General features: G+C 68.6%; 13 protein-coding genes. 4 read left to right on the top strand and 9 right to left on the bottom strand.

Going from position 1 to position 23,381, the window contains the following annotated elements; genetic code table 11:
- Positions 1–5: 5 nt before the first annotated feature.
- Positions 6–557 carry a thymidine kinase gene (locus AB0F81_RS10660; RefSeq protein WP_360194286.1) on the bottom strand — a complete coding sequence of 184 codons (552 nt, stop codon included), beginning with the start codon at positions 555–557 and terminating at the stop codon, positions 6–8.
- A gap of 67 nt (positions 558–624) precedes the next feature.
- On the opposite strand from AB0F81_RS10660, the gene AB0F81_RS10655 reads away from it, so the two are divergent.
- A complete protein-coding gene (locus AB0F81_RS10655; protein ID WP_360194283.1) occupies positions 625–1,161 on the top strand; it encodes a TOPRIM nucleotidyl transferase/hydrolase domain-containing protein in 537 nt (178 codons plus the stop codon).
- Here the strand turns inward: AB0F81_RS10655 and AB0F81_RS10650 are convergent.
- Both AB0F81_RS10650 and AB0F81_RS10645 read right to left on the bottom strand, forming a co-directional pair.
- On the bottom strand, positions 1,154–2,179 hold the full coding sequence (locus AB0F81_RS10650) for an ATP-binding protein (protein ID WP_360194280.1): 1,026 nt from the start codon (positions 2,177–2,179) through the stop codon (positions 1,154–1,156). The two genes, AB0F81_RS10655 and AB0F81_RS10650, sit on opposite strands and share 8 nt — an antisense overlap.
- The gene (locus tag AB0F81_RS10645) at positions 2,172–2,888 is read right to left on the bottom strand and encodes a hypothetical protein (protein WP_360194277.1); all 717 of its coding nucleotides are present in this window, start codon (positions 2,886–2,888) and stop codon (positions 2,172–2,174) included. Before AB0F81_RS10645 ends, AB0F81_RS10650 begins: the two co-directional genes overlap by 8 nt.
- 221 nt (positions 2,889–3,109) lie before the next feature.
- On the opposite strand from AB0F81_RS10645, the gene AB0F81_RS10640 reads away from it, so the two are divergent.
- Together AB0F81_RS10640 and ileS are read left to right on the top strand one after the other, a co-directional pair.
- Complete coding sequence (locus tag AB0F81_RS10640) at positions 3,110–3,295, top strand: hypothetical protein (protein ID WP_360194274.1); 186 nt, start codon at positions 3,110–3,112, stop codon at positions 3,293–3,295.
- A gap of 87 nt (positions 3,296–3,382) precedes the next feature.
- Complete coding sequence (gene ileS / locus AB0F81_RS10635) at positions 3,383–6,502, top strand: isoleucine--tRNA ligase (protein ID WP_360194272.1); 3,120 nt, start codon at positions 3,383–3,385, stop codon at positions 6,500–6,502.
- Positions 6,503–6,504: 2 nt separating this feature from the next.
- Here ileS and AB0F81_RS10630 read toward each other — a convergent pair whose 3' ends face one another.
- The 4 genes from AB0F81_RS10630 to AB0F81_RS10615 all read right to left on the bottom strand — a co-directional run bounded on the left by AB0F81_RS10630 (position 6,505) and on the right by AB0F81_RS10615 (position 9,782).
- Positions 6,505–6,744: a hypothetical protein gene (locus tag AB0F81_RS10630; protein WP_360194269.1), complete on the bottom strand. Its 240-nt coding sequence runs from the start codon at positions 6,742–6,744 to the stop codon at positions 6,505–6,507.
- Between the two features lie 41 nt (positions 6,745–6,785).
- Positions 6,786–8,093, bottom strand: a complete 1,308-nt coding sequence (locus AB0F81_RS10625; protein WP_360194266.1) for a radical SAM protein — start codon at positions 8,091–8,093, stop codon at positions 6,786–6,788.
- 187 nt (positions 8,094–8,280) lie between these two features.
- Entirely contained in the window at positions 8,281–8,742 is a 462-nt protein-coding gene (locus AB0F81_RS10620; RefSeq protein WP_360194263.1) for a hypothetical protein, read from the bottom strand.
- Positions 8,743–8,789: 47 nt separating this feature from the next.
- Positions 8,790–9,782, bottom strand: coding sequence for a DUF389 domain-containing protein (locus AB0F81_RS10615; protein WP_360194259.1), 993 nt, complete (start codon positions 9,780–9,782; stop codon positions 8,790–8,792).
- Between the two features lie 109 nt (positions 9,783–9,891).
- Between AB0F81_RS10615 and AB0F81_RS10610 the strand changes: the two genes are divergently transcribed.
- Positions 9,892–10,896, top strand: a complete 1,005-nt coding sequence (locus AB0F81_RS10610; protein ID WP_360194256.1) for a VanZ family protein — start codon at positions 9,892–9,894, stop codon at positions 10,894–10,896.
- A gap of 160 nt (positions 10,897–11,056) precedes the next feature.
- Here AB0F81_RS10610 and AB0F81_RS10605 read toward each other — a convergent pair whose 3' ends face one another.
- A complete protein-coding gene (locus tag AB0F81_RS10605) occupies positions 11,057–11,617 on the bottom strand; it encodes an SMI1/KNR4 family protein (RefSeq protein ID WP_360194253.1) in 561 nt (186 codons plus the stop codon).
- Between the two features lie 15 nt (positions 11,618–11,632).
- A complete protein-coding gene (locus AB0F81_RS10600; protein ID WP_360194250.1) occupies positions 11,633–23,248 on the bottom strand; it encodes a ricin-type beta-trefoil lectin domain protein in 11,616 nt (3,871 codons plus the stop codon).
- Between the last annotated feature and the right edge of the window lie 133 nt (positions 23,249–23,381).

Here is a 23,381-nt window from a genome sequence, read left to right as displayed (position 1 = left end):
CTCGGCTAAGGCAGCACCACGCAGCGGCGGCAGCGGGCCTCGTAGGTGTAGGTGCCGTCGTCCGGCAGCGCGGTCGACGGCGCGAGCTCGCGGATCATCGGCTTGCCGTGCTCCAGGACCTGGGTGTGGGTCGCGTCCAGGCAGCGGCACACGTCGCAGACCGCCCGCCGGTAGATCACCTTCTCCGGCGCCAGCTCGAACAGCGCCCGCACCGGGGCGAACAGCTGCCCCCGGTGGTCCAGGTCGATGCCGGCCACGACCACCTTGATCCCGGTCCGGACCGCCGCGCCGAGCACCGCGATGTCGTCGACCGTGAACATGTGGATCTCATCGACACCGATCACCTCGACGTCACCGTCGGCGGCGCCGGCCAGCGAGGTAACCTTCACCGTCTCCAGGCTGCCGCCGGACCGCGACGTCACCGCGGTGTCCCGGCCGTGGCGGGCGGACTGGTAGACGCGGTGCGGGATGCCGGCGTGCTGCAGCGGAGACAGCAGGCTGATCATCTCCAGCGACTTGCCGCCCTTCATCGGGCCGAGGATCACGGTCAGGTCCATACGCAGACCGTGCCACTGATCACCGGGCCGGTCACCGGCACCCCACCCATCCGGAGACAACTGCCACATGGATCTCACCGAAACCGTCCGGACGGCCGCCGCCGTGGTGCTCGTCGAGGGCATCAGCGACCGGATCGCCCTGGAAACGGCCGCCGTGCGCCAGGGACGCGATCTGGCGGCCGAACGGGTGGTGATCCTGCCGATCGGCGGCGCGCACGCGATCACGCGTTCTCTGGCCGAGCTGGGCCCGGTGGCCGGCCGGGTGCGCCTGGCCGGCATGTGCGACCTGCGCGAGGAGCGGATCTTCCGGCGCGACTTCTTCCTCACCGTCTGCGTCAACGACCTCGAGGAGGAACTGATCCGCGCCGCCGGCCCGGCGGCGATCGAGGCGCTCTTCGCAGCGGAGGGCGACCTGCGCCTGTTCCACCTCTTCCAGAGCCAGCCGGCCTGGCGCGGCCGCGACCTCGAAGCCCAGATCTACCGTTTCGTCCGCAGCAGCTCCCGCCGCAACCTGCGCTACGCCCGCCTGCTGGTCGAGACCGCAGCCACCCTGCCGCGCCCGCTGGACGACCTGCTCGCCTGGGCCGGCGGGCCCGTCACCTGACGATCGCCCAGACCACCTTGCCGTCCTCGGTCGGCAGCGCACCCCACGCGGATGCGGCGGCATCGACCACCCGCAGCCCTTGCCGAGGGCCGGTCCGCGCGTCGCCGGTCCGGGGCAACCGCGGGTCGCGGTCATAGACGGAGATGTGCAGGGCGGCGCGGCGGCAGCTGACGACGGCTCTGATCGCGGTGCCGGCGTGCACGACGGCGTTGACGACGAGCTCGGTGATGACCAGCAGCCCCCGGTCCCACAGGTCGGGCATACCCCAGCTGGAGCAGGCTTCGGTGACCATGGCGCGGGCGAACGGCGCCGCGGTCCCGTCCGGGATGAGGTCCAGCTGGAAGCGGTCGCCGGACGGCGGGTTCTCCGTCGCCGCCCGGTATGCCTGCGCCAGGCTGGAGAAGGCCTGCAGGTTCTTCCTCGCCCCGAGCCGGTCCGCGAGGCCGGTGTCCGGCGCGACGCACGCCATGACCCGGACCGATGGATCCATCCTCCGGCCCGCCGCCGCCGCCGTCAGCCAGATCGGCACGCTGGCGGCATGCCGATCGGCCAGGTCCGTCAGGTCGAGAATCAGGGCCGGGGGATGCTGGTTCAGGCCCTGGTGCACCGCGCTGGCCGTGACCTGGTTCAGTTGCCGATTCCAGGTGCCGTGCACCGACAGGGTGAGCGCCGACGTCTCCACGTCCAGGGCGAGGCGAACACAGCCTCCCTGACCGGCGCGGACTCGATGGCGAGCCATGCGTGGGGCGGGCACGACCGCGATCTCGGCCGGCCGGCTGAGCCATCCGCGTTCGATCTCCTCAGCCCGGCCCTGATAGCCGAGCCGTCGCAGGCAGGCGACCAGTTCGGTCGCCGCCACCACGGCGTCGTCGCCGCGCGCGTGCGCCAACCGCTCCTGGAGGTGCGCGATCCGCTGCGCCGCCTCCGCCTGCACCCGCGGAGTATGCCCTCGTGCCGCCAGGGACGAACGTTTCAGCAACGCCTCGAAGCGTTCCAGCTCCTCATCACCGTCATTCACCGGACGCACCCCCTCGCCGCTGAGATCGCTCTTTGGTGCGCCACCGGTGCAGCACACCCTCCACCGCGCGCACCGAGGTCTCCCCCAGCAGCTCGACGATCTCCTCGTGGCTGTAGCCGTCGATCAACAGCGCGACGATCGCCCGGGTGCGGGCGTCGACGCGGCGCAGGTCTTCGCGTACCTGCTGGTTTCCCACGGTGATCAGGCAGGGATCGTCGCCCCGGTCGTCCACCGGCGCGGTGATCTGCGGATCGCCGTCGTCCTGGAGACGCCATCGTCTGGCCTGGGCGCGCCGTTTGCGCATCTCGTTCGGGAAGACGGACACGCAGGTCCCCATGAAATAGGTGGCGAGGCTCGCGCCCTGCTCGACGCGCCATCCCCCACCGACCAGCGCGTCCTCCCGGAAGCGCGGCAACGCCAGCGCCACGGTCATGACGGCGAGCTCGTCGCGGGCGCCCGGGTCACGGTGCAGCTCTTCCAGCTCGGCGGCGGAGGGGTTCAGCGGGAACCCCCGTGCCGCGGTCAGCTTGAAGATGAACCCGGAGTGCAGCCAGCCCCGGAGCACCGAGAGGCCGTATCCCGCGATCTCCTCCTCGAACCGCTGATAGAGCCGGCCGGTGAAGTTCACCTTGGCGAGTTCGGCCAACAGCAGCCGGTCGGCTTCCCGGCGTAGTCGCGTCTCGTCCAACCCGACCGGTCCGGGTTGCACCGCAGCCGCGTGCGCCGAGCCCGTAGGCCCTTCGCCCACCATCACCGCCGCCCTTCCCGGGGTCGTCGTGTCCGTCTTACGGCAGCCTCCTAGGTGCTCGCCCCGGGCCCGCCCCACGGCTCAGGATCCGGGTTCCCCCGAACGTGGTGACGGACGTGGGGTCCACCTCCGCGGCCCACCTAGGAGCGGTGTCCGTTCACGACGCCACACGGAGGTCGCCCATGAAACCGGATCCGCTACTGACGGTGCGTACCGCTGTCGTTCTGCTGCTGGCGCTGGTCGTCGGGGTGCTCGCCGGCGCGCTCTCCTACCTGACCGACGGCTCGGTGCCGGCGGCGGTGCTGTGGGGCGGCGGCGCGGCCGGCGCCGCTCTCATGCTGTTCCACACGCTCATCGCTGCGCGATGAAGCACGCCGGCACGCTGTACGATCGGGCGCGCAGAAAATGTCGATGGGGCCGAGTACCGGCGAACGCCCGACGAAGGAGACGACCCGATGTACCGGCCCGTGCCCGCGCAGGTCGACCTGCCCGCCCTCGACCACGAGGTGCTGCGTTTCTGGCAGGCGAACGACGTGTTCGCCCGCAGCCTCGAACAGACCGAGGGCCGCCCCGACTGGATCTTCTATGAGGGGCCGCCCACGGCGAACGGCATGCCGGGCACCCACCACATCGAGGCGCGCGTCTTCAAGGACGTCTTCCCGCGCTATCAGACGATGAAGGGCTTCCACGTGCCGCGGAAGGCCGGGTGGGACTGTCACGGTCTGCCGGTCGAGCTGGCGGTGGAGAAAGAGCTCGGCTTCGCCGGAAAACAGGACATCGAGGCGTACGGGATAGCGGCCTTCAACGCGAAGTGCCGTGAGTCGGTGACCCGGCACACCGACGCGTTCGCCCAGCTGACCGAGCGCATGGGCTACTGGGTCGACATGGACGACGCCTACCGGACCATGGACCCGGCGTACGTCGAGTCGGTCTGGTGGTCGCTGAAGCAGATCTTCGACAAGGGCCTGCTGGTCGAGGACTTCCGGGTGGCGCCGTGGTGCCCGCGGGACCAGACCGCCCTGTCGGACCACGAGCTGGCGCAGGGCTACGAGAACGACACCGACCCGTCGGTGTACGTGCGGCTCCCGCTGGTCTCCGGCCCGCTCGCCGGGCAGGCGTCGCTGCTGGTGTGGACGACCACGCCGTGGACGCTGGTGTCGAACACCGCGGTGGCCGTGCACCCCGACGTCACCTACGTGGTGGCGACCGACGGCACCGAGCAGCTGGTGGTCGCCGAGGCGCTGGTGGAGCAGGCGCTCGGCGAGGGCTGGACGCCGACCGGGCACGCCTTCACCGGCAAACAGCTGGAGCGCTGGGCGTACCGGCCGCCGTTCGAGCTGGTCGAGGTGCCGGGCGCGCACATCGTCATCCTGGCCGGTTACGTCACCACCGACAGCGGCACGGGCCTGGTGCACCAGTCGCCCGCGTTCGGCGCCGACGACCTGGCCAGCTGCCGCGCGTACGGTCTGCCGATGGTCAACCCGATCCGGCCGGACGGCACGTTCGCGCCGGAGGTCGGCCTGGTCGGCGGGAAGTTCTTCAAGGACGCCGACGCCACCCTGGTGGCCGACCTGCGTGAGCGCGGCCTGCTGCTGCGCGAGCGGGCGTACGAGCACAGCTACCCGCACTGCTGGCGCTGCCACACGCCGCTGATCTACTACGCCCAGCCGTCCTGGTACGTGCGGACCACCGCGATCCGCGACGAGCTGCTGCGCGAGAACGAGCGCACCAACTGGCAGCCCGAGACGATCAAGCACGGCCGGTACGGCGACTGGCTGGTCAACAACGTCGACTGGGCGCTGTCGCGGTCGCGTTACTGGGGCACCCCGCTGCCGATCTGGCGCTGCCCGGAGAACCACCTGACCTGCGTCGGTTCCCTGGCCGAGCTGGGCGAGCTGGCCGGGCGGGACCTGTCCGCGCTGGACCCGCACCGCCCGTTCGTCGACGACGTCACGCTGACCTGCCACTGCGGCGCGACCGCGCACCGGGTCCCCGAGGTCATCGACGCCTGGTACGACTCCGGCGCCATGCCGTTCGCCCAGTTCGGCTACCCGCACCGCAACAGGGAACTGTTCGAGCGCAGCTATCCGGCCCAGTTCATCTGCGAGGCGATCGACCAGACCCGCGGCTGGTTCTACACCCTGATGACGGTCGGCACGCTGGTGTTCGGCCGCTCGGCGTACGAGAACGTGGTCTGTCTCGGTCACATCCTGGCCGAGGACGGCCGCAAGATGTCCAAGCACCTGGGCAACATCCTGGAGCCGATCCCGCTGCTGGAGCAGCACGGCGCCGACGCGGTGCGCTGGTACATGGCCGCGGCCGGGTCGCCCTGGTCAGCGCGGCGGGTCGGGCACGCCACCCTGCAGGAGGTGGTCCGCAAGACCCTGCTGACGTACTGGAACACCGTCGCTTTCCAGGCGCTCTACGGCCGTACCGGAAATTGGGCGCCGTCGGCGTCGGACCCGGCGCCGGCCGACCGGCCGGTGCTGGACCGCTGGGTGCTCTCCGAGCTCAACCTGCTGATCGGGCGGGTCGACGCGGCCATGGCCGCGTTCGACACGCAGGAGGCCGGCCGGCAGCTCGCCGCCTTCATCGACGATCTTTCCAATTGGTACGTGCGCCGCAGCCGCCGCCGGTTCTGGCGTGGTGACCCGGCCGCGCTGGCCACCCTGCACGAGGCGCTGCGCACGGTCACCCTGCTGCTGGCGCCGATCATCCCGTTCGTCACCGAGCGGGTGTGGCAGGACCTGGTCGTCGCGGTCGACCCGGCGGCCGCGCCGTCGGTGCACCTGGCCGGCTATCCGCAGGTGGACGAGTCGCTGATCGATTCCGGTCTGGGCGCCCAGGTGGAGCTGACCCGGCGGCTGGTCGAGCTGGGCCGCACCGCGCGCGCCGAGTCCGGCGTCAAGATCCGTCAGCCGCTGTCCCGGTCGCTCGCCTCGGCGCACGGTTTCGCCGACCTGGACCCGCAACTGGTCGCCGAGATCGCGGCCGAGCTGAACGTCGCCGCGGTGCTGCCGGTCAGCGAGTCCGACGAGTCACTGGTCGACACCACCGCCAAGGCCAACTTCCGTACGCTGGGCAAACGCTTCGGCAAGCAGGTGCAGGCGGTGGCCAGGGCGATCGCGGCCGCGGACGCCGCCGCGCTCAAGCGCGACCTGGCCGCGGGGTCGGCCGTGGTGACCGTCGACGGTGAGCCGATCAGCCTGACCGCCGACGAGGTGGTGATCACCGAGACGCCGCGGCAGGGCTGGGCGGTCGCGTCGGAGGCCGGGGCGAGCCTGGCGCTCGACCTGCACCTGACGCCACAGCTGCGGCGGGCCGGGCTGGCCCGGGAGGCGATCCGGCTGATCCAGGAGGCCCGCAAGGCCAGCGGTCTGGAGGTGTCCGACCGGGTGGCGCTGCGTTACCGGTCGGCGGACGGCGAGGTCACGGCCGCCCTCGCCGAGCACGCCGACCTGGTGGCCGACGAGGTCCTGGCGACCGACTTCGCGGCCGGGGAGCCGGACTGGACCTCGCCGGCACACGAGGACGCCGGGCTGAGCCTCACCTTCTGGCTACGCAAGGCGGAGTGAGCTCAGCGCCGCAACCCGTCCCAGAAACGGCGGGCACGGATCATCTCGCCGAGCGACCCGTAGAGCTCCTGCAGCACGGCGACGTCGGCCGCGGTCCAGTCCCGGACCTGGCCCGGCGCGCCCGGGTCGATCGGCACGCCGCGGGCGAGCAGGGCGGAGACCGCCTGGACGAAACGGCGCGCGGCGGCAACATACGCCGCCCGCGCCAACGGTTCTTCACGTTCCGGCCTGGTGGTGCCCATGCCGCGATCGTACGCATGTTCGACACCGAAGTCGATCATGGTCACGATTCGGCGGGCAGGCTGTCCATGAACGAGCTGACCGAGAAGACCGCGTTGCCGGGACCGGCCGGGCCGTAACCGGGCGGGCTGGACAGGCCGTACTCGTCCATGGTCGCCCGGTACGTCTCCAGCAGGCGGATGTGGTACTCCAGCGGCGCGCCGTTCGGGTTGGTCCGGCCCAGCGGCGTCGTCGGCTCCGGGCACCACGTGGTGAACCGCGGGGTGATGCCGCGCGACATGAAGTAGTGCAGACCCTCGGCGGTCGAGTCGATGGCCTCGTCCACGGTGCGGAACCCGAACGGTTCGGCCATCTCGATGCCGGCGACGAAGTTGGGGATCACGTTGCGCGGCCCGAAGATCTCCGCGGAGTCGAGGATGCGGCGGTGCCACTCCTCGCGGCCCACATAGCGCTCCTTGCCCGGGCAGTACAGCTCGAAGAGCCGCTTGTCCCACACCTCGTAGTTGGGGTGGTAGATCCGGATCCCGTAGTCGTGGAACCGCTGCACGTCGGCCCGGGGCAGCGCCTGGGCGACCACCTTGCCGATCCACCGGCCCGGGAACCGCTCCTCGATCGCCTGCGCGTACTGGCCGTAGAAGTCGGCCTCGGCCTTCCCGCCGACGTGCGAGGTGACGCTGCCGCCGGTCAGCGTGTACGCCTTCGACGCCTGGAGCGTGTCGTGCTTGTCGATGATCGCGAGGGCTTCCAGGACCTCGTCGATCGGCTTCACCCCGGTGTACGGCCGGCCGGCCGCCTTGTGCTGGCGCCAGTTGTGGTTGATGTCGCAGTACTGGCACTCCTCCTTGGCGCCGAAGTACTGGCAGACCCGGAAGACGGTCAGGTAGACGAGGTAGCCCCACTGGATCGTCGGGGCGACCTCCATCACCTGCTTGCCGTTGGCGAGGGTGTGCCGGTAGTAGTCCGGCATCGGCGGCAGCCCCACCTCGGCGATGGCCCGGCCGTCGAGGAAGAGCATCAGCCGCCCGTCCGCGTCCGGCTTCACCCGGTACGGCGAGTCCGGGTTGGTGCGCACCGACACGACCGTACGCCGCAGGTCGTAGGGCCCGCCGGTGAGCACGATCTCCTCCGGCGGCCGCCGCAGCGCGGCGGCGCCGAGCTCCGGCAGCGTCCGGTGGTCGAACGAGAAGATGAAGTACGACTTCGGCTTGACCTCGCCGTTCTCGTTGTCGGTCAGTGCCGCGTCGTCGAAGGCGAGCCCGCCCCGCAGCAGGTCCTCCTTGATGACCGCCTCGCGCGGCACGTGCGGGAAGCGGGCCATCAGGTCTTCGACGAGATCGGTACGCGACTCCATGCGTCCTCCTGTCAGCTGCTCACCGGGCGGTGGCCGCCTGGTACGTCATACCCATCCCATGCCATCACATCAGCGCGCCGTCACCGGGCTCCGGGCGAGAGACGTTCGCGACAACCTCGAGCTCTTCCGGCCGGGAATAGGGTGCGCCGCGTGTCCGGTGCCGCCAGGCCGGCGTGCCCGCCCGCTCCTACTCGTAGATCAGATCCATCGAGTCGGTGCGGCCGGACCAGGTCAGGGTGAGCCGCCAGCAGCCCGCGCGGGGCAGGTCGACGATCGACGGGCCCGGCCCGCCCGGCACGGTCCGCGCAGCCCGGACGTCGGTGCCGTCCAGCACGCCGGCGATCTCCAGCTGGGCGGGGGTGTCGACCGGCTGCCGGGACACCCAGAGGATCTTGTTGTTGCGGCCCTCGGCCGGCGGGCTGCTCAGCGGCGCGCCGAACAGGATGGCGGCGATCTCACCGCGGTCGCCGAGCACGTGCTCGATGCCCGCGCCGTCCCCGGAGAAGCCGGCCCGCGCCCATTCCGGCAGCGGGCCGGTGCTGACCGGCGAGCCGCAGGGCGGGGCCGAGGCCACCGGGTCCGGTTGGCCGTCGGTCGCGGTGCATCCGGCGAGCAGCAGGGCAGCGACGATGGCGGTGGGCCTCCTCATGCTCTTTCGACACCGCCGGGGCGGGCCAGGTTCCCGCCGGGCCGGCCTTAGCCCGGCTGTACCTGCGGCAGGTCTCGCGTGCCGCCGAGGATCAGTGACAGCCGCACCGGCATGGTCACGCCCGCCTGGTCCAGCTCCTGGCGCAATGTCGTGCTGTCGGCCGCCGGCGGCGGCCCGGCCGCCACCACCTGCAGAATTCCCTGCTGGACGCTGACGTCGACGACGCTCCAGGCCTGCGCCTGGGCCCAGCTTTCCGTCACCGGCCGGGCGGCCGAGACGGCCGCCTGCGCCCGGAACGCCTGGACACTGCCGATCGTCAGCGGCACGGCCACCAGGACCACGGCCACCCCGACGACGATCACGGTACGGGCGCGCAGCTGCCCGACCGGCCGGCCGACGGCGACGGCTGCCGCCCGTACCCGGTAGCCCAGCAGCACCCCGGTCGACGTCGCGACGATCGCAGCGACGTTCGTGGCGAACAGCAGAAACGCCCCCGCCGCCTGACCCGGCGCCCCCGACTCCAGGGTCAGCCCGACCACGGCCAGCGGCGGCACCAGCGAGATCGCGATCGCCACCCCCGGCAGCGTGTCGGAGACATCTGACCGCACCAGGGCGAAGGCGCCGACCGCCCCGGTCGCGAGCGCCGACACCAGGTCGATGAGCTCGGGATCCACCCGCGACGCCACCTGCGAGTTGGTGTCCGCCACGATCGGCCCCGGGACGAGCAGTCCCACCAGATAGCCGATCCCCACCACGAGCGCCGCACCGGCAACGACCAGCAGCGTGCTCGCCACCACATGCCGGCGATCCGCAAGCACCAGCCCATACGCGGTACCCAGGATCGGCGTCATCAACGGCGCGACGATCATCGCGCCGATCACGGTCGCGTCGGAGTCCGCCACCACACCCGCGGTGGCGATGACCGCCGCAAGCACGAGCAGCACCCAGAACGCCGACCGCTGCCGGGGCGTGTCGAGGAAGAGCCGCCCGACCATCCGGTCCAGGTCGGACTCGGTCACGCTCGCGCTTGCCCCCACCATGGCTGCGAGCGTCCCCCGGCCCCGGCCGCGCTGTCCTCATCCGCCGCGAATGACGCGACGTCGATCACTAGCCGTTGTTTCCCCGTTGCGGACGGGCAACAGGATCCGCATGACGCCCGGCAGCGAGATCACCGACGCCCTCATCGCCGTTCTCTTCTTCGCCTCGCTGGTGCCGCTGCTGGCCCTGCCGTGGATCCATCATCAATACCGCCGGTTCGGCCGGCTGCGCGGCTGGTCCGCGGTCCTGGCCGCGCTGGAGGTCCTCTACCTGTGCGGTTTGGTGGCCTACACCCTGTTCCCGCTGCCCTCCGACATCGTCGAAGTCTGCGCCCGCCACAACCTGAACCCGCTGAACGACCTGGCCGCCAGCCGCTCCGCGATCCTGCAGGTTGCGCTGAACGTCCTGCTGTTCATGCCGCTGGGCTACCTGCTGCGCTACCGCTTCCGCCGCACCCTGCTGGTCTCGACGGCGATAGGCCTGGCTGTCTCCCTGCTCATCGAGACCACCCAGGGCACCGCCATCTTCGGCATCTACCCCTGCCCCTACCGCGTCGCCGACACCGGCGACCTCATCACCAACACTTTCGGTACGGTCGCCGGCTGGCTCCTCGCGGCCGCAACCGCCCGCCTGCTCCCGGCCCCCGAGCCGGTCCCCCTGACCCACCCGGACCCGGCCGGGCTGCCCCGCCGGGCATTCGCCGTGCTGGCCGACTTCCTGATCGCCTACCTGTTCAGCACCGCCGTGCTCGTGGTCCTGCTGCTGGCCGGGTTGCAGGCCGGCCCGATGAGGTTCGTGGTCTCCGTGCTGGTCTACGCGGTCAGCACGCTGGCCGTCCCGCTCTACCGGGCCGACCACGCCACACTCGGCCAGGCCACGTTCTACCTGACGCTGTCCTCCCCCAGCCCAGCGCGAGCGGTGTGGCTGCGCTACCTGCTCTGGTGGCTCCCGGTGTCGATCCTCCAGAACACCGGCTACACCAGCTTGGTCTTGCTGGCCGCGATCATCCTCGGGCTGTCCGCGCGCTTGCGCCAAGACCGGCGCACGCTGCTCGACCGCGCCGCCGGTAGCAGCACGATCAGCCGCTGCGTCCAAACAGCCGCCAGGGTTCCCTGAACGCCGGCCCTCATGCGTCCGCGCAACGGGGCCGACCGGGGAGGCTCGACGCCACCACCGCATGTGGTCACCACGACCACATGCGGTGCCGCCGCCTCACGGACCTGCTCAGCGGACAGCAAGCAGGCCGCAATCGCAAGAGAACCGATCCCGGAGCCGGTCAGGACTCCTGTTCGGGAAGGCGCGAGTTGAAAACAGGCGCCCTATCGGGGTAAGGGAAATCTTCGGGAAAAGCAGGAACGACCCACTCACGACTCAGCACAGAGACAAGGAATTGAGCCAGCCCACTTTCGTACAGGTACCATTCGTCGAAGTCTCTAGCACCATTAACGCCAATTCGCCATCGATCCGGGGAGGCCCCGGGTTCACGCACCCAGTACACCGTGTCGCCATTGTCAGTACCGGCTATCGCCAGCAGCTGATCGATCGGCACAGGCAGCGCTTCACCGCTATCCGCATAACTCCGCAACGAATCCGCACCTTCGGCAATAGCGTGTGTCAGCTCCGAGTACTGAGACGAAGAATTGGGCTGAAACACCACAAGGAAGTCATCAAAGGTTCCTGGCCCATATAAGTTGACCAGCTCCTTGTAGTCCTCGGGAAGAGGAAATCCGAGAGTGCGCTCGACCTCGTCCCAATCCGGCAAGTCTACTTGTGAACGTGGGGGCGGAGGCGGAACAAGCGCCACCAGCCGCTCAACGAACTCGTTCAACCAACTCACGCCCCAACTCGCTCGTCACTTTCCACCAGGATTGACCAGGCTCACATCCAGCTCGAACCCCTTGTTCCCATACGCCTGAACACGGAGCCCGCGCGGCGCTTTCTTACCTGGTGTGTATATCGCCGTGACAGTGTACTGGACTATCTCCTTCTCCGCGTTGACATGGTCATAGATCATCTTCTCGATCTGGTCCCGCATGAACGGGCTATTCAGAGGCTTTTGCTGGAGCGTAACAATGTTATGCCTCTTTGCGTGCCCCGTTCCCACGCCACCGAGTTTGTTGCCTAGGAGGTGACCACGAGCCTCGTTGTGGTCCCTTCCGTTTCCACTCCATCCCGGCGGTTCCCAGTCTCGTGCAGCCGGGGTGCCCTTCGGGATACTGCCGGGGTGCAGCGTCGTCGACGCGAATGTCGCACGGCCCTGGTCGTCCAAAGCGCCATAGCGCGTTGTCCACCCGGTGCCGTCGGGCGTCGACACCTCGTGGTCGTACTGATCCTCGCCACAGTTGTGAACGAGAACCGGTTCGTTGCCGGCGATGACGAAGTAGGTGTGGATGTCGGCGACCGTGAGGTCACGCATCACCTCCGCCCCGGCGAAGTTGCGGACAGCGGTGACGTACTGGAGCTGTCCGTCCGGCCCCACCAGGGTTGAGATGCCTGGCTTGAGGTCGGCTGCGTTGACCCATTCGCCGGTGGTGGCGTCCCAGAAGGGGTGGTGTGCCGTGGTCTCGAGAACCGACGACTCGGTCGGTCCGCGGGTACTGCGGTCGCCCTTGCCCTCGTTGACGGTTCGCTTGGCCTCGTCGGCCGGCTTGTTCGAGACGGTGACGTCGGTCAGTTCGAGGTCGCGGTTGGAGTGGAGCAGGGTGACCTGCCGCGCGCCCTGCTCGCCGGTGACCGGGTCCTTGGCCATGACCTCGTCGCCGAGGTTGATCTCGGAGATCGGCCGGGTGGTGCCGTCGGCCATCAGCACCCGCGTCGACGGGTCGAAGCTGTGCTTCTTCCCAGTCATTGACAGCGGCGGCGTGTACGGGCACGACCCTTCGCCCTCAGGTTCGGGGCGTTGGTCGGTGTCGCGCTCGCGGTTCTCCTCCCGCTCCTTACGGTCCTTCCGCTCTTCCTTCTGCTTGGACGGCTTGGTGTCCTTCGGCTTCTCCTGCTGCTTCGGCTTCGGGTTCGCCTTCGGCTTCTGCGCCGGCTTGGACGGCTTCGGCTTCGGCTGCGGCTTCGCCTTGGGCTTGGGCTTCTTCTTTGTCGGCGGCTTCTTCTTCTTTTTCGGCGGCTTGGGCTTCTTCGGCTTCTTCTGCATCAGATCCGTCAGGTGCTTACGCGCCTGCTGAATCATGTTCTGCGCCGTGCGCATCGCCGTGCGCGCGCCGTCGACGATCCGTTGCCACATCCGATAGCCGGCGAAGGCGTTCTGGACGGCGTTCCAGATCTGCTTGCCCATCTTGATGGCCTTGACGAAACCGACCGCACTACTGGCCAGATCCGCACAGTCCATCAGGCTGCCGCCGATACAACCCACCAGCGCCGTGTAACCGATCAGGTCCAGCAGCAGGCTGACACCAACCTGCAGCAGGATGTCGTACAGCGACGTCTGGCTCTCCCGCTCGGCCCGCGCGAACTCGGCCTCCTGACGGGCGATCTCGGCGCTAGCGGCCTGCATCCCGCGTTCGCGGGCCTCCATCGCCTGGTTGTACTGCGACAACGCCGCCTGGTACTTCTTCAGCGCGCACGCGTAGTCGTACTCGCCGCACTTCCCGTCCACCGCGTTACCGGTGGTGTCGGTGTTGCCCAGCGGGTCACCCTCGGCGTAGGCGAACCGGTTGGCCGCGCCGGATGCCGGGGTGGGGCTGTTGGTCGCGGTGTCTCGGGTGTCGAAGGCGCCGGTCTCCGGGTCGTACCAGCGCGACCACATGTTGACCTTGCCGGTGCCCTGGTCGGTCCACTCCTGCTGGTAACCCAGCTTGCCGACCATGCCGCCACTGGCGAGGATCTTGCCCCACGGGTCGTAGGACACCGACCCGGTCAACGTCGTCCCGGTCGCCGTGAACTCGCCGACCACGTCGGTGTGGATGTCGGTCCACGCCAGCCGCTGGTTGGCACCCGACTTCACCCCGACCAGATCATTGGTGATGTCGCGGACGTAGGTGTTGGTGCCGTCGGCGGCCAGGTCGTTACCGAGACCCGTGTAGGCGAAGCCGGACTGGATGACCCGGCCCAGGCCGTCGTAGCTGTAGTTCGACTGCGTACCGGTCTTGGTGCCCTGCGAGATGACCTGGTTGAACGCGTCGGTGACCGTGTTGGTCGTGACCCCGTTCGTCGTGCTAGACACCAGGGTGCCGCGCGCGGAGTACTGATACGACGTGCCGGCCGAATCCGACAGCAGCTGATTGCGTTCGTCGTACGTGAACGTCTTCGAGCCGGCCTGGACCCGGTTGCCGGACTTGTCGTAGGCGTACACCACCGGCGTGACGCCGTTGTCCCAGCCGGTCAGGCGACCGGCGAAGTCGTACGTGTAGGAGTTGGTCGACGCCCCGTTGAAGCCCGTGGTGGTCTTCTTCGTCAGGTTGTCGGTCAGATCCCACTCATACGCAATCTTCGCCACGCTCGCACCAGCCGACGTGGTCATCTCGTCGCTGGTCAACTGGCTCAGATCGTTAAAGCCGAAGGTCCGCTTGTTCCCACCGGCATACGAGATCGTCTTGACCCGCGACAGGTCGTCATAACCGTAGGACAGGTTCGTCCCCGCGTCCGTGTTGATCAGCGTCGACAGCCGGCCCAGACCGTCGTAGGTGTAGGCCGTCGCCCCCGCCGCGTCGGTGCGCTCCGTGAGCGCGCCGTCGGCGTTGTACTTGTACGACGAGTTGCCCGAGACACCGGCGATCGCGGTGACCAGACCACGGTCGTCGTAGGTCACCGTGTTCTCACCCGCGGCGCCGGTGAACGAGGTGATCCGCCCGGTCAAGTCGTAGTCGAACAACCGGTCCTTGGTGACCGCCTGCGCACCCGTACCGGAACTCTTGGTCAGCCGGCCCATCTCGTCGTACTCCGAGCTGACCGACACCCCGCCCGGCGAATCCATCCGGACCATCCGGCCACCCGCGTCATAGGACATGGAGAACGTGCGGTCCGCCAGCGCCGGGGTCTTGGTGGTCGCCGGTTCGATCTGCGAGGCGACCAGGCCCCACGGGTTGTAGGTAGTGATGAACTTGTTGCCCCGACCATCGGTGAACCGGGTCTGCTGACCCGCCAAGTCGTACCCGAAGGACGTGACGATCGCGTCCGAGCCGCTGATCGGCTCCTTCTGCGACACCAACTGACCCAGAGCGTCGAAGGCGAATTCCCGCTTCACCCCACGGGCATCCGTCGATGAGATCGGGTTACCCGCCCGGTCGTACTCCTGCGAACTCGACCGCAGCAGCACGCCCGCCGCCGAATAGTCGGCCGAGCCAACCGTGCGACCGGCGAAGTCGTAGGTCACCGTGGAGTACGAACCGTCCGGCGCGGTGGCCTTGATCGGGCGGCCGAGCGGGTCATACGTCGTCGTGCTGGTCTTGTTGTTCGCGTCCGTGACGGTGGTCTGCTCGCCGGCCCGGTTGTAGCCGAACCGGGTAACCACCCCAGCCGCCGACTTCACCTGCGTCGGCCACGGGCTCGCCCCGTTGGTCCCGTACGTGTACTCGGTGGTGTGCACCTGGCTCGTCTGCCGCACCGCCTGCGACGTGGTCAGCGTCCGGCCCAGGTAGTCGTAGGTCGCGCTCGCCACCGCCCCGTTCGGGTCAGTGTGCTTGAGCAACTCACCGTTCGCGTTGTACTCGTACTGCGTGATCCCGGTGTCCGGCGCGATCACCTTGGTGGTGCGGCCGAACAGGTCGTACTCGTACGACGTCTTCTTGTTCAGCGGGTCGGTGGTCGACTTGACCTGGCCCACCGCGTTGTACTCCGCGATCGTGACCGGCGTGATCGCCGTGTCCGATCCCGGCGGGGTGTACTTGGGCAGCTCGGTCTGCACGATCTGACCGACCGCGTCGTAGCGGGCGATCGTCGTGTTGCCGTTCGGATCCTGCTGATGCGTCGCCTCGCCGAAGGTGTTGTAACCCACCCGCGACACCGACACCGCACTGACCGGGTTGCCCTCACCAACCACGGTGTTCACCGCCGGCGACGTGGTCCGCACCGCCCGGCCGACCTCATCGTTCGCCACCGTCGTGGTGTTGCCGTTCGGGTCCGTCACCGAAGTGACCGAACCGTCCTTCGTGAGGGTGTAGCTGGTCCGGGTCACCGTCGCGGTCGCCGCCGGCGCCGCACCCGAGAGCACCTGCCCGATCTCCGCGCTGGAGAGCACCTTCTGGTACGCCTGCACGTCATCGATCTGACCGGAGAAGAACCCGCTGTCGACGTTCTGCGCACCGACCAACAGCCCGGTCGCCAGGTTGTTGAACGGCCGCGTCCCCGTCACCGACGCCGACTCGCTGCCGCCGACGTAAATCTTCACCGCCCGGCTGCCCGGATCCACCGTGACCGCCAGGTGCGTCCACACCCCCGCCGTCGCCTTCACCGTGGTCGTCGCCGACTCCCACGACACGGTCCCGTCCGGGTTACGCACCGCCAGCGTCGCCTGCCACGCATCAGAAGCCTTGTGGTACAGCAACTTCAGCGCCGAACTGCCGATGTCACCCGACATCGACGCCACGAACCGGTCAGCGTCCTTGTTGTCCAGCTTCGCCCACGCGGCCAGCGTGTACGGGCGGCTGCTGTCCACCACCGGAAGGTTGGTCGCAATCGAACCGGCCGTGCCGTTGAACGACGCCGCACCGCCACGCTCGGTCGACCACGTCACCGGACCCGCCACCGCGCCCGGACCGTTACCAGCCGCGTCCACGGTCTTGGTGCCCGAACTCTGGTCCATCCGCCAGCGCAACACCGGCGTCAACCCGGCCGAGTTGTACGTCGTCTGCGCCAACGCCCGCCCGAGCCGGTCGTACATCGTCTCCGAGAACCCGTACTGCGTCGACGCCTGCCGCACCGTCGTGGACAGCACCTCGTCATTGACCGAATAGCTGTAATCCGTCGTCCGCGGGCTCTCCCCCGTCCAATACGGGTTCGACGGATCAAACGTCGCCGACGTGTTCCGCCCGGCATTGTCATAGTTGCGAGTGGTGATCGCCCCGTTGTTGTTCGTCCACTGAATCGTCTGATTACCGGCCGCGTCGTACTGATTCTTCTCCATCACGAACGACTGGCCCTTGCCGTCCAGACGCGTCACCGTCGACAGCAGATTGTTGTCCGTGTACGTGTACTCGGTCGTCCACCCCATCGCATCGGTCGTCGACGCCAACCGGCCCGCGTCGTCGTACGCCATCGACTGCACCCGCACCGCGTTCGCGTCACCGCGAGTCTTCTCCGCATACGTCGCCAGCTCGTTGCCCAGGCCGTCGTACTCGGTGCGCACCGCCGTGCCATCCGGGTGAATCTCCCGGCTCACCCGGCCATACGCGTCGTACTCGTACTCCGTCCGGTTACCCAGCTGATCGATCTCGAACTTACGGCGGCCGAAGTCGTCGTACTCGTACGACACCGCCCGGCTCGCGTCGCCACCGGTCGCGTCCGACACCGACTCCGAGGTCAGCTGGCCATCCACGTTGTACGACAGGGTCGTCACCGGGGTGTGCACCGCGCCCGTGACCGCGTTCGTCACCGCCGGGTCCGTCACCGTCACGACCCGGTCCAGGCGGTCGTGGGTGAACGACGTGGTCGCGGCCGGCTGACCGTTGACCACCTCGATCTCCTTGGTGGTCCGCCCCAGGCCGTCGTACTCGTACCGGGTCACCATCCCGGCCGGGTCGGTCACCTCGGCGATGTCACCGCTGGCGTTGTACAGAATCGTCTGCACCCCACCACCCGGCTTGACCACCCGCCACGGCAACCCCGCCGGCGGCGTCGCACCGGCATACCCACCCTGCGCACTGCCGGTGGTGTACGCGATCGTCGTCACCCGGCCCAGCGGATCGGTCGCGCTGGTCCGGTTCCCCAGATCGTCGTACGTGTACGTCGTCAGGTACGTGTTATCCGAAGCCGACGACGAACCCGGCCCCCGCTGCGTCATCAACCGGTCGTTCTTCGGGCTGTACGCCGGATTCTCGCTGGTCGCGTCCGGGAAGTAGCTCGAATAGCTGGTCGAGCACAGGTTCGCCGACCGATCCTGACAGTTCGTGATCGACACGACGTTGCCCCGCACGTCATGCTCGTTGATCACCATGTTGCCCAGCGGGTCAGTGACCGTACGCAGATAGCCCTTACTGCTGTAGCCGTACCGCGTCGTCTTACCCCGCGGGTCGACGTCAGCGACCTTCCGGCCGTACATCAGGTCGTAGAACGTCTCGGTCTTGTGCGGGCCGTTGACCACGTACTTGATCTCGCCGGCCGACTCCGCCCGGGCGGCGTCGCGGGACTTGAACTGGTACGCCGCCTGGTTCGCGTCGAGGACCGTGGTGTAGAACGCGACCTCGGCGATGCCGCCCTTGAAGAACCCGGTCGTCGTGTTCGACGAGATCGGGTCGGAGGTCTTGGTGAACATGGCTCCGCCGCCGAGGCGGTACTCCGGCTTGACGGCCGGCAGCGTCGGGGCGATCGAGCCGGTCGACGAGACCTTCACGCCGTCGACGTACAGCGTCTGGGTGCTGCCGGACGTGGTGAGCACGGCGTTGTGCCACTTGCCGTCGTTCACCGGCTTGGCGCTGGACAGGCCCAGCGACAACATCCGGTCCGGGACCGCGGAGCACGTGCCGAGCACCACGTCGGCGCCGTCGACCGGCTCCCGGGTCTCCTTCATGGCCGACGGGGTGAGGCACAGGTTGGAGTTCGGGTTCTTGAAGAGGCCGCCGCTGCCCAGCTGCCACTTCTGCGCCGCGCCGTTGTTGCACGTCCACAGCTGGATCTTGGTCTTCTGCGCGGTGCCACTGCCGTTGACGTCCAGGCACTTGCCGAAGGCCCGGACAGTGCTGGTGTTGTCGGTGTTCTTGTAGACGGTCCAGTTCTGCGCGGCGGTGCCGTTGCAGGTCCACGCCTGGATGGGCGTGCCGTCGGCCGTGGCGCTGCCCTGCACGTCGAGGCACTTGCCGCCGAAGTTGCGCCAGGTGAACGTGCCGTTCGGGATGGTCGACGGGGTCAGCGCCTGCAGCTTGCCGTCGCCGATCCACATGGTCGGCAGGATCGGCCGGCCGGTGCTGCCGGTACCCGGCTTCTCACCGAGGATGATGCCGTCGGTCGTGGTGTTGAACCACAGCGAGACCGAGCCGTTGCCGGCGGGTGTCGCCTCCGGAGGCAGCGTCACGTACGACGAGGTGCCGTCGAAGGACCCCGCTGTCGTGCCGCCCCCGAACGGGCCGGCCAGGGTGCCGAGCCCGACGTTGCTGTAGGTGGCGGTGTTGCCGTTGACCTGGTTCACCGCCGAGATGGCGCCGGTCTCGGCCATCCGCCAGTAGTTGGACGGCGCCCCGCTCAGGACCGCGCTCTCGTGCACCTTCGTGGTCTTGGTGATCGCCGGCGCCGCCGGGTTCCACACAGTGCCGTTGCCGTCGGTCAGCTGCTTGACCCGGCCGGTCGCGGTGTCGTACGTGACCACCGCGGTGGCCTTCGTCGACGGCCGCACCACGCGGGTGAGCTGGCTGATCGGCTCGCGGGCGGCCCAGACGTCGTCCACCACCTGCTGACCGATGGCGGTGTCGTAGTAGGCGACCTCGGCGATCGAGCCGGTGAAGCCGTTCTTCGTGCCCTGGTTACGGGTGGTGTTGCCGGTCGACTGGTTCGGCCAGCCGCCACCGAGGTAGCCGTTGCCGATGTACGAGGTGACCGCGGTCATGTCCTGCACGGTCACGCCGGACTCGGAGACGACCCGCTTGCCGTCGAGGTACATCTCCTGCGTGTTGCCGTTGGAGGACAGCACCACGTGGTGCCAGTTGCCGTCGGCCACGACCGTCGGCGACTCCATCGCCGAGTAGTTGCGGGGCACGAACGACTGGTCCGCCTTGCGTACCGCGCCGCAGGCCCAGATCTGCATCTCCGCGCCGGTCTCGGTGGCCAGACCGGTGCCCACCGAGTCCAGGCAGAGGCCCGCGCTCTCCCCCACGATCTTGCCGTCGGCCCGGATGTCCCACTTCTGGTTCGTCTGGCCGTTGCAGGTGTAGGTGATGATGTCGACGCCGTTCTTGTAACCGTCGCCCTGGGCGTCCATGCACTTGACCACGCCACCGGTGGTCACCCGCAGCTCACGGGTGGAGGTGTAGGTCCACTGCTGGTTCGCCGCCGTCGAACAGGGCGCCAGCGCCAGCCGGACGCTGTTCTCCGACGAGTTGCCCGGCACGGAGAGGCACTGACCGGAGTTACCGGTCGCCATCAGCGTGCCGAGCACCGTGGTGGTGTTCGGCTTCGGCGCCTTCGGGAAGGTACCCATCAGCTTGCCGTTGGCGCCGATGTACAGCGTCGGGTTGTACGCGCCGATCGTCGTCGCCGCGGTCGAGGTCGTCGCTTCCCAGGACGAGCCGTACAGGACACCGTCACCGCTGCCGGTGGGCGCCTTGAACCACATGCTGATCGCCTGGTTGCTGGCGTCGCTGTCCAGGTTCGCCGGCACGCGTACCTGCGAGTTCGCCGTGGCGCCGGTGAACCCGGTCGCGGTCGAGGTGGAGCCGGTGAGCGGGCCCGGCTGGCCCAGCGTCACGTTGCTGTAGAAACCGTTGTCGGTGTACGCGTTCTCCAGGACCGAGCTGGTGGCGGTGCCGCCGGCGGTCTCGTTGAGCCGCCAGTACGAGTGCGGCCGGCTGTTCGCCACGGCGGTCTGATAGATCGGGCCGGTCGTGTACTGGTAGGTGTGGCACTCGCCCCAGTTGGTCGGCGGGCACACCTTCGTCAGCGTGTTGCCGGAGTACTCGTAGAACCAGGTGTTCGCCGAATCCCAGTCGCCGGGGGTGACCGGGTCGGTCGCCACATACTCCACGTGCGCGGGCGTCGTCGAGGACCAGTGCAGCTTCAGCGACCGTCCGGACGCCGCGGTGATCTGAGTCAGCAGGTTGTTCGTGTAGGTGAACGTCTGGGTCCGCCCGCCGAGGTCCTTGACCGCCGACAGCGCGAACCGCCCGTCCGCAAGCTTGTGCCCGAACTCGTAGGTGGTGCCGTCCTTCTCCACCAGCCGGTACCCACCACCGGTCAGCGGGTAGAAGCTCGAGGAACGACCGGCCGGCGACGAGTACGTGTTGTCGTTGTTGCGGCCGAACGCCAGCTCACGACCGTTGGGGTAGGTCACCACCACGGTGTTGACGACGCTTGCACCATTCACCGTGGTGTACCGCTCCACGGCCTTGGCGTCGGCGATGCTGGACCAGCCCGCGCCGAACGCCCGGTCGGCCCGCGGGTCGATGCTGTTGTACGACCGGCTGATCTCCAGCGGCGGACCCACCGTGTTGACCATCGCGTCCCGGCTGGCCGTCGTGTAGTTGCCGATCGCCGGGTCGAAGCCCTGGTCGGAGTTCTGCGACAAACCGGACGTGATCGACGGCTGCGGCACCGGGGTGACCAGCAGATGTTTCGTCAGATAGGCGCCGTTGTGCAGCAGGCTGTCGGAGACCTTGACCGCCCAGTAGTAGGTCTCGCCCCACTTCAGCGTGCCCGGCGGAACCACCCAGGACTTCTTGGTGATCGGCGTCGAGGTGGCGATCTGGGTCTTGGCGTCCTTGCCGTAGATCAGGAACTCGTAGGTCAGCGACTTCGGCCAGTTGTCCGCGTCGTGCGCGTCCGCGATCAGCTCCGGCGTCAACGTCGGCGCCGCGTAGCCGTAACCCGGGTACTGCTCGTTGAGCTGCGGCGTCTCGTTCACCTTGTAGGTGATCTCGATGTACGGGTCGTAGTCGGTCTCGGCCGAGTTGAACCGCTTGAACGCGGTGGAGTCGGTCTCCGAGGCGGTCAGCATCAGACCGTGGTTCGGCAGGCTGCCGGTCGACCAGGCGTTGAACGTCGCGGTGTCCAGCGACACCGAGCGGTACTCGCCGGTCGTCCGGCTACCCCCGGTGTTCTGGCACGCCGGGTAGTTGTCCGTGATGTTCATCGTGCCGATCGGCTCCGAGTACGACGGCATATCGGCGAACAGGCCGTCGTTGCGGAACTGGGCCACAGTCCACGCCGAGTTGATCCGGCGCACGTACACCGGCTTGTGGCTCGTGCAGTTGTAGGACCAGGTGTGGAACAGGAACAGCTTGGCGGCGGTGATCTGGTCGCCGCCGACGTCCTTGCCGAAGTCGTTGAAGTGGATCAGCGACCGGGACCGGGTGGTGCCGGCGTCCCAGGTGCCGACCGGCAGGTTGTCACCGTCGTGGTTCGTGGTGGACCGGCTGTCGTCGAGGAACACGTCACCGGTGTCGTAGGTCTCCAGTGTCGGGTCGACCCGCACCGGGTACTGCCGGGCCGGGTCGTTGAGCCACGCCCGGTCGGCGGTCATCCGCAGCGCCGGCCCACCGTCGACGGTGATCAGCTCGTAGGTGATGTTCGACGACTCGGCCGGCGCACCCGACTGCGGGTTGATCTTCGAGTCCCACATGTAGCCGCGCGGGATGCGCAGCGCCACGTCGCCCTTGGCGTCGTAGAGGTTCAGCGAGCCGTCGGCCTGCAGCTTCGGGGTCAGGCCCTCCAGCCGCAGCGGGAACACCCACTGGTTCGCCGCGGCCGGCGACTTCAGGATCAGGGTCTCCTTGAGGCCGTTCGAGAGCGTGCGCAGCTCCAGGTCGGTGCCCGGCAGGATCTCGGTGTACGTCGCGACGTTGCCCTTCACCGCCGCCGGCACGTCCGCGGCGCCGACCAGGTCGTACGCCATGGTGTGGCCGGACGCCGTGGTGAGCGAGGCCAAAGCCTCGTCGGCGGACTTCAGCCGCTTGGCGCCGGTGACCTTCGGCGCCGGAGTGGAAGCCGACGGCGAAGCGCTGGCCGACGGCGAAGCCGAGGGCGAGGTGGACGGCGAAGCCGAGGTGGACGGCGAAGCCGAGGTGGACGGCGATGCCGAAGGCGAGGCGGACGCCGACGCGGACGGGGCAGCGGTCGCGGGGGTGGCCGCTGCCTTCTCGTCACCGGTGCCGCGGGCACCCAGCTCCACGTCGATGGAGTTGGGGCCCATCTCCAGCCGGTCGCCGTCGCGGACCAGGTCGGTGTCGATCGGCTGGTAGGTGCCGTCCGCCGCCCGGTAGTTGATCCGCGACTTGTGGATGCGCCGGGTGATCGAGCCGTCCGCGTTCCGGAACTCGTCGATCGTCGTGGTCGCCTTCTCCGGCAGCCGCTTGCTCGTCTTCTCGTCGAAGCTGTCCTCGCCGGACTCCTTCGGCGCCTGGAAGCCCTTCGGCGGCGCGGGCTTGGTGATCTCACCGTCCACGGCGCCGACGCCACGGCCCGGCGCCTTGCCGGCACCACCGTTGGCCTGCGTCTCACCAGGCGCGACGTAGTGCTCGTCGCCCGGGTCGCCGCCCTGCTGCTGCTTGGGCAGCAGACCGCTCACCTCGGCCAGCGCCGGCACCTGCCGGAACACCGAGAACAGGCCGGAGATCGGCCAGCCGCCGCCCTCCGGCACCGCTCCTGGTGGAATTCCCACCGACAACGCCACGGCGACAGCAGTGACGAACGCAAACCGGCGCCTCATGGGCGAGCCCCCGCTCTCAGCAAATACACAGCGCCGGGAAGCATGCGGGAAGATCATCGATATACGCAAGATCTTGATTTTCTTG

Source organism: Actinoplanes sp. NPDC024001, from assembly GCF_040638955.1.
GTDB lineage: Bacteria > Actinomycetota > Actinomycetes > Mycobacteriales > Micromonosporaceae > Actinoplanes.
This window is presented reverse-complemented; position numbering and strand designations above follow the sequence as displayed.

What these genes read in the sequence shown, in the direction of transcription:
- AB0F81_RS10660 (WP_360194286.1), bottom strand. Translation starts at nt 557, where the DNA reads ATGGACCTGACCGTGATCCTCGGCCCGATGAAGGGCGGCAAGTCGCTG.
- AB0F81_RS10655 (WP_360194283.1), top strand. Translation starts at nt 625, where the DNA reads ATGGATCTCACCGAAACCGTCCGGACGGCCGCCGCCGTGGTGCTCGTC.
- AB0F81_RS10640 (WP_360194274.1), top strand. Translation starts at nt 3,110, where the DNA reads ATGAAACCGGATCCGCTACTGACGGTGCGTACCGCTGTCGTTCTGCTG.
- AB0F81_RS10615 (WP_360194259.1), bottom strand. Translation starts at nt 9,782, where the DNA reads ATGGTGGGGGCAAGCGCGAGCGTGACCGAGTCCGACCTGGACCGGATG.
- ileS (WP_360194272.1), top strand. Translation starts at nt 3,383, where the DNA reads ATGTACCGGCCCGTGCCCGCGCAGGTCGACCTGCCCGCCCTCGACCAC.
- AB0F81_RS10610 (WP_360194256.1), top strand. Translation starts at nt 9,892, where the DNA reads ATGACGCCCGGCAGCGAGATCACCGACGCCCTCATCGCCGTTCTCTTC.
- AB0F81_RS10620 (WP_360194263.1), bottom strand. Translation starts at nt 8,742, where the DNA reads ATGAGGAGGCCCACCGCCATCGTCGCTGCCCTGCTGCTCGCCGGATGC.
- AB0F81_RS10625 (WP_360194266.1), bottom strand. Translation starts at nt 8,093, where the DNA reads ATGGAGTCGCGTACCGATCTCGTCGAAGACCTGATGGCCCGCTTCCCG.
- AB0F81_RS10630 (WP_360194269.1), bottom strand. Translation starts at nt 6,744, where the DNA reads ATGGGCACCACCAGGCCGGAACGTGAAGAACCGTTGGCGCGGGCGGCG.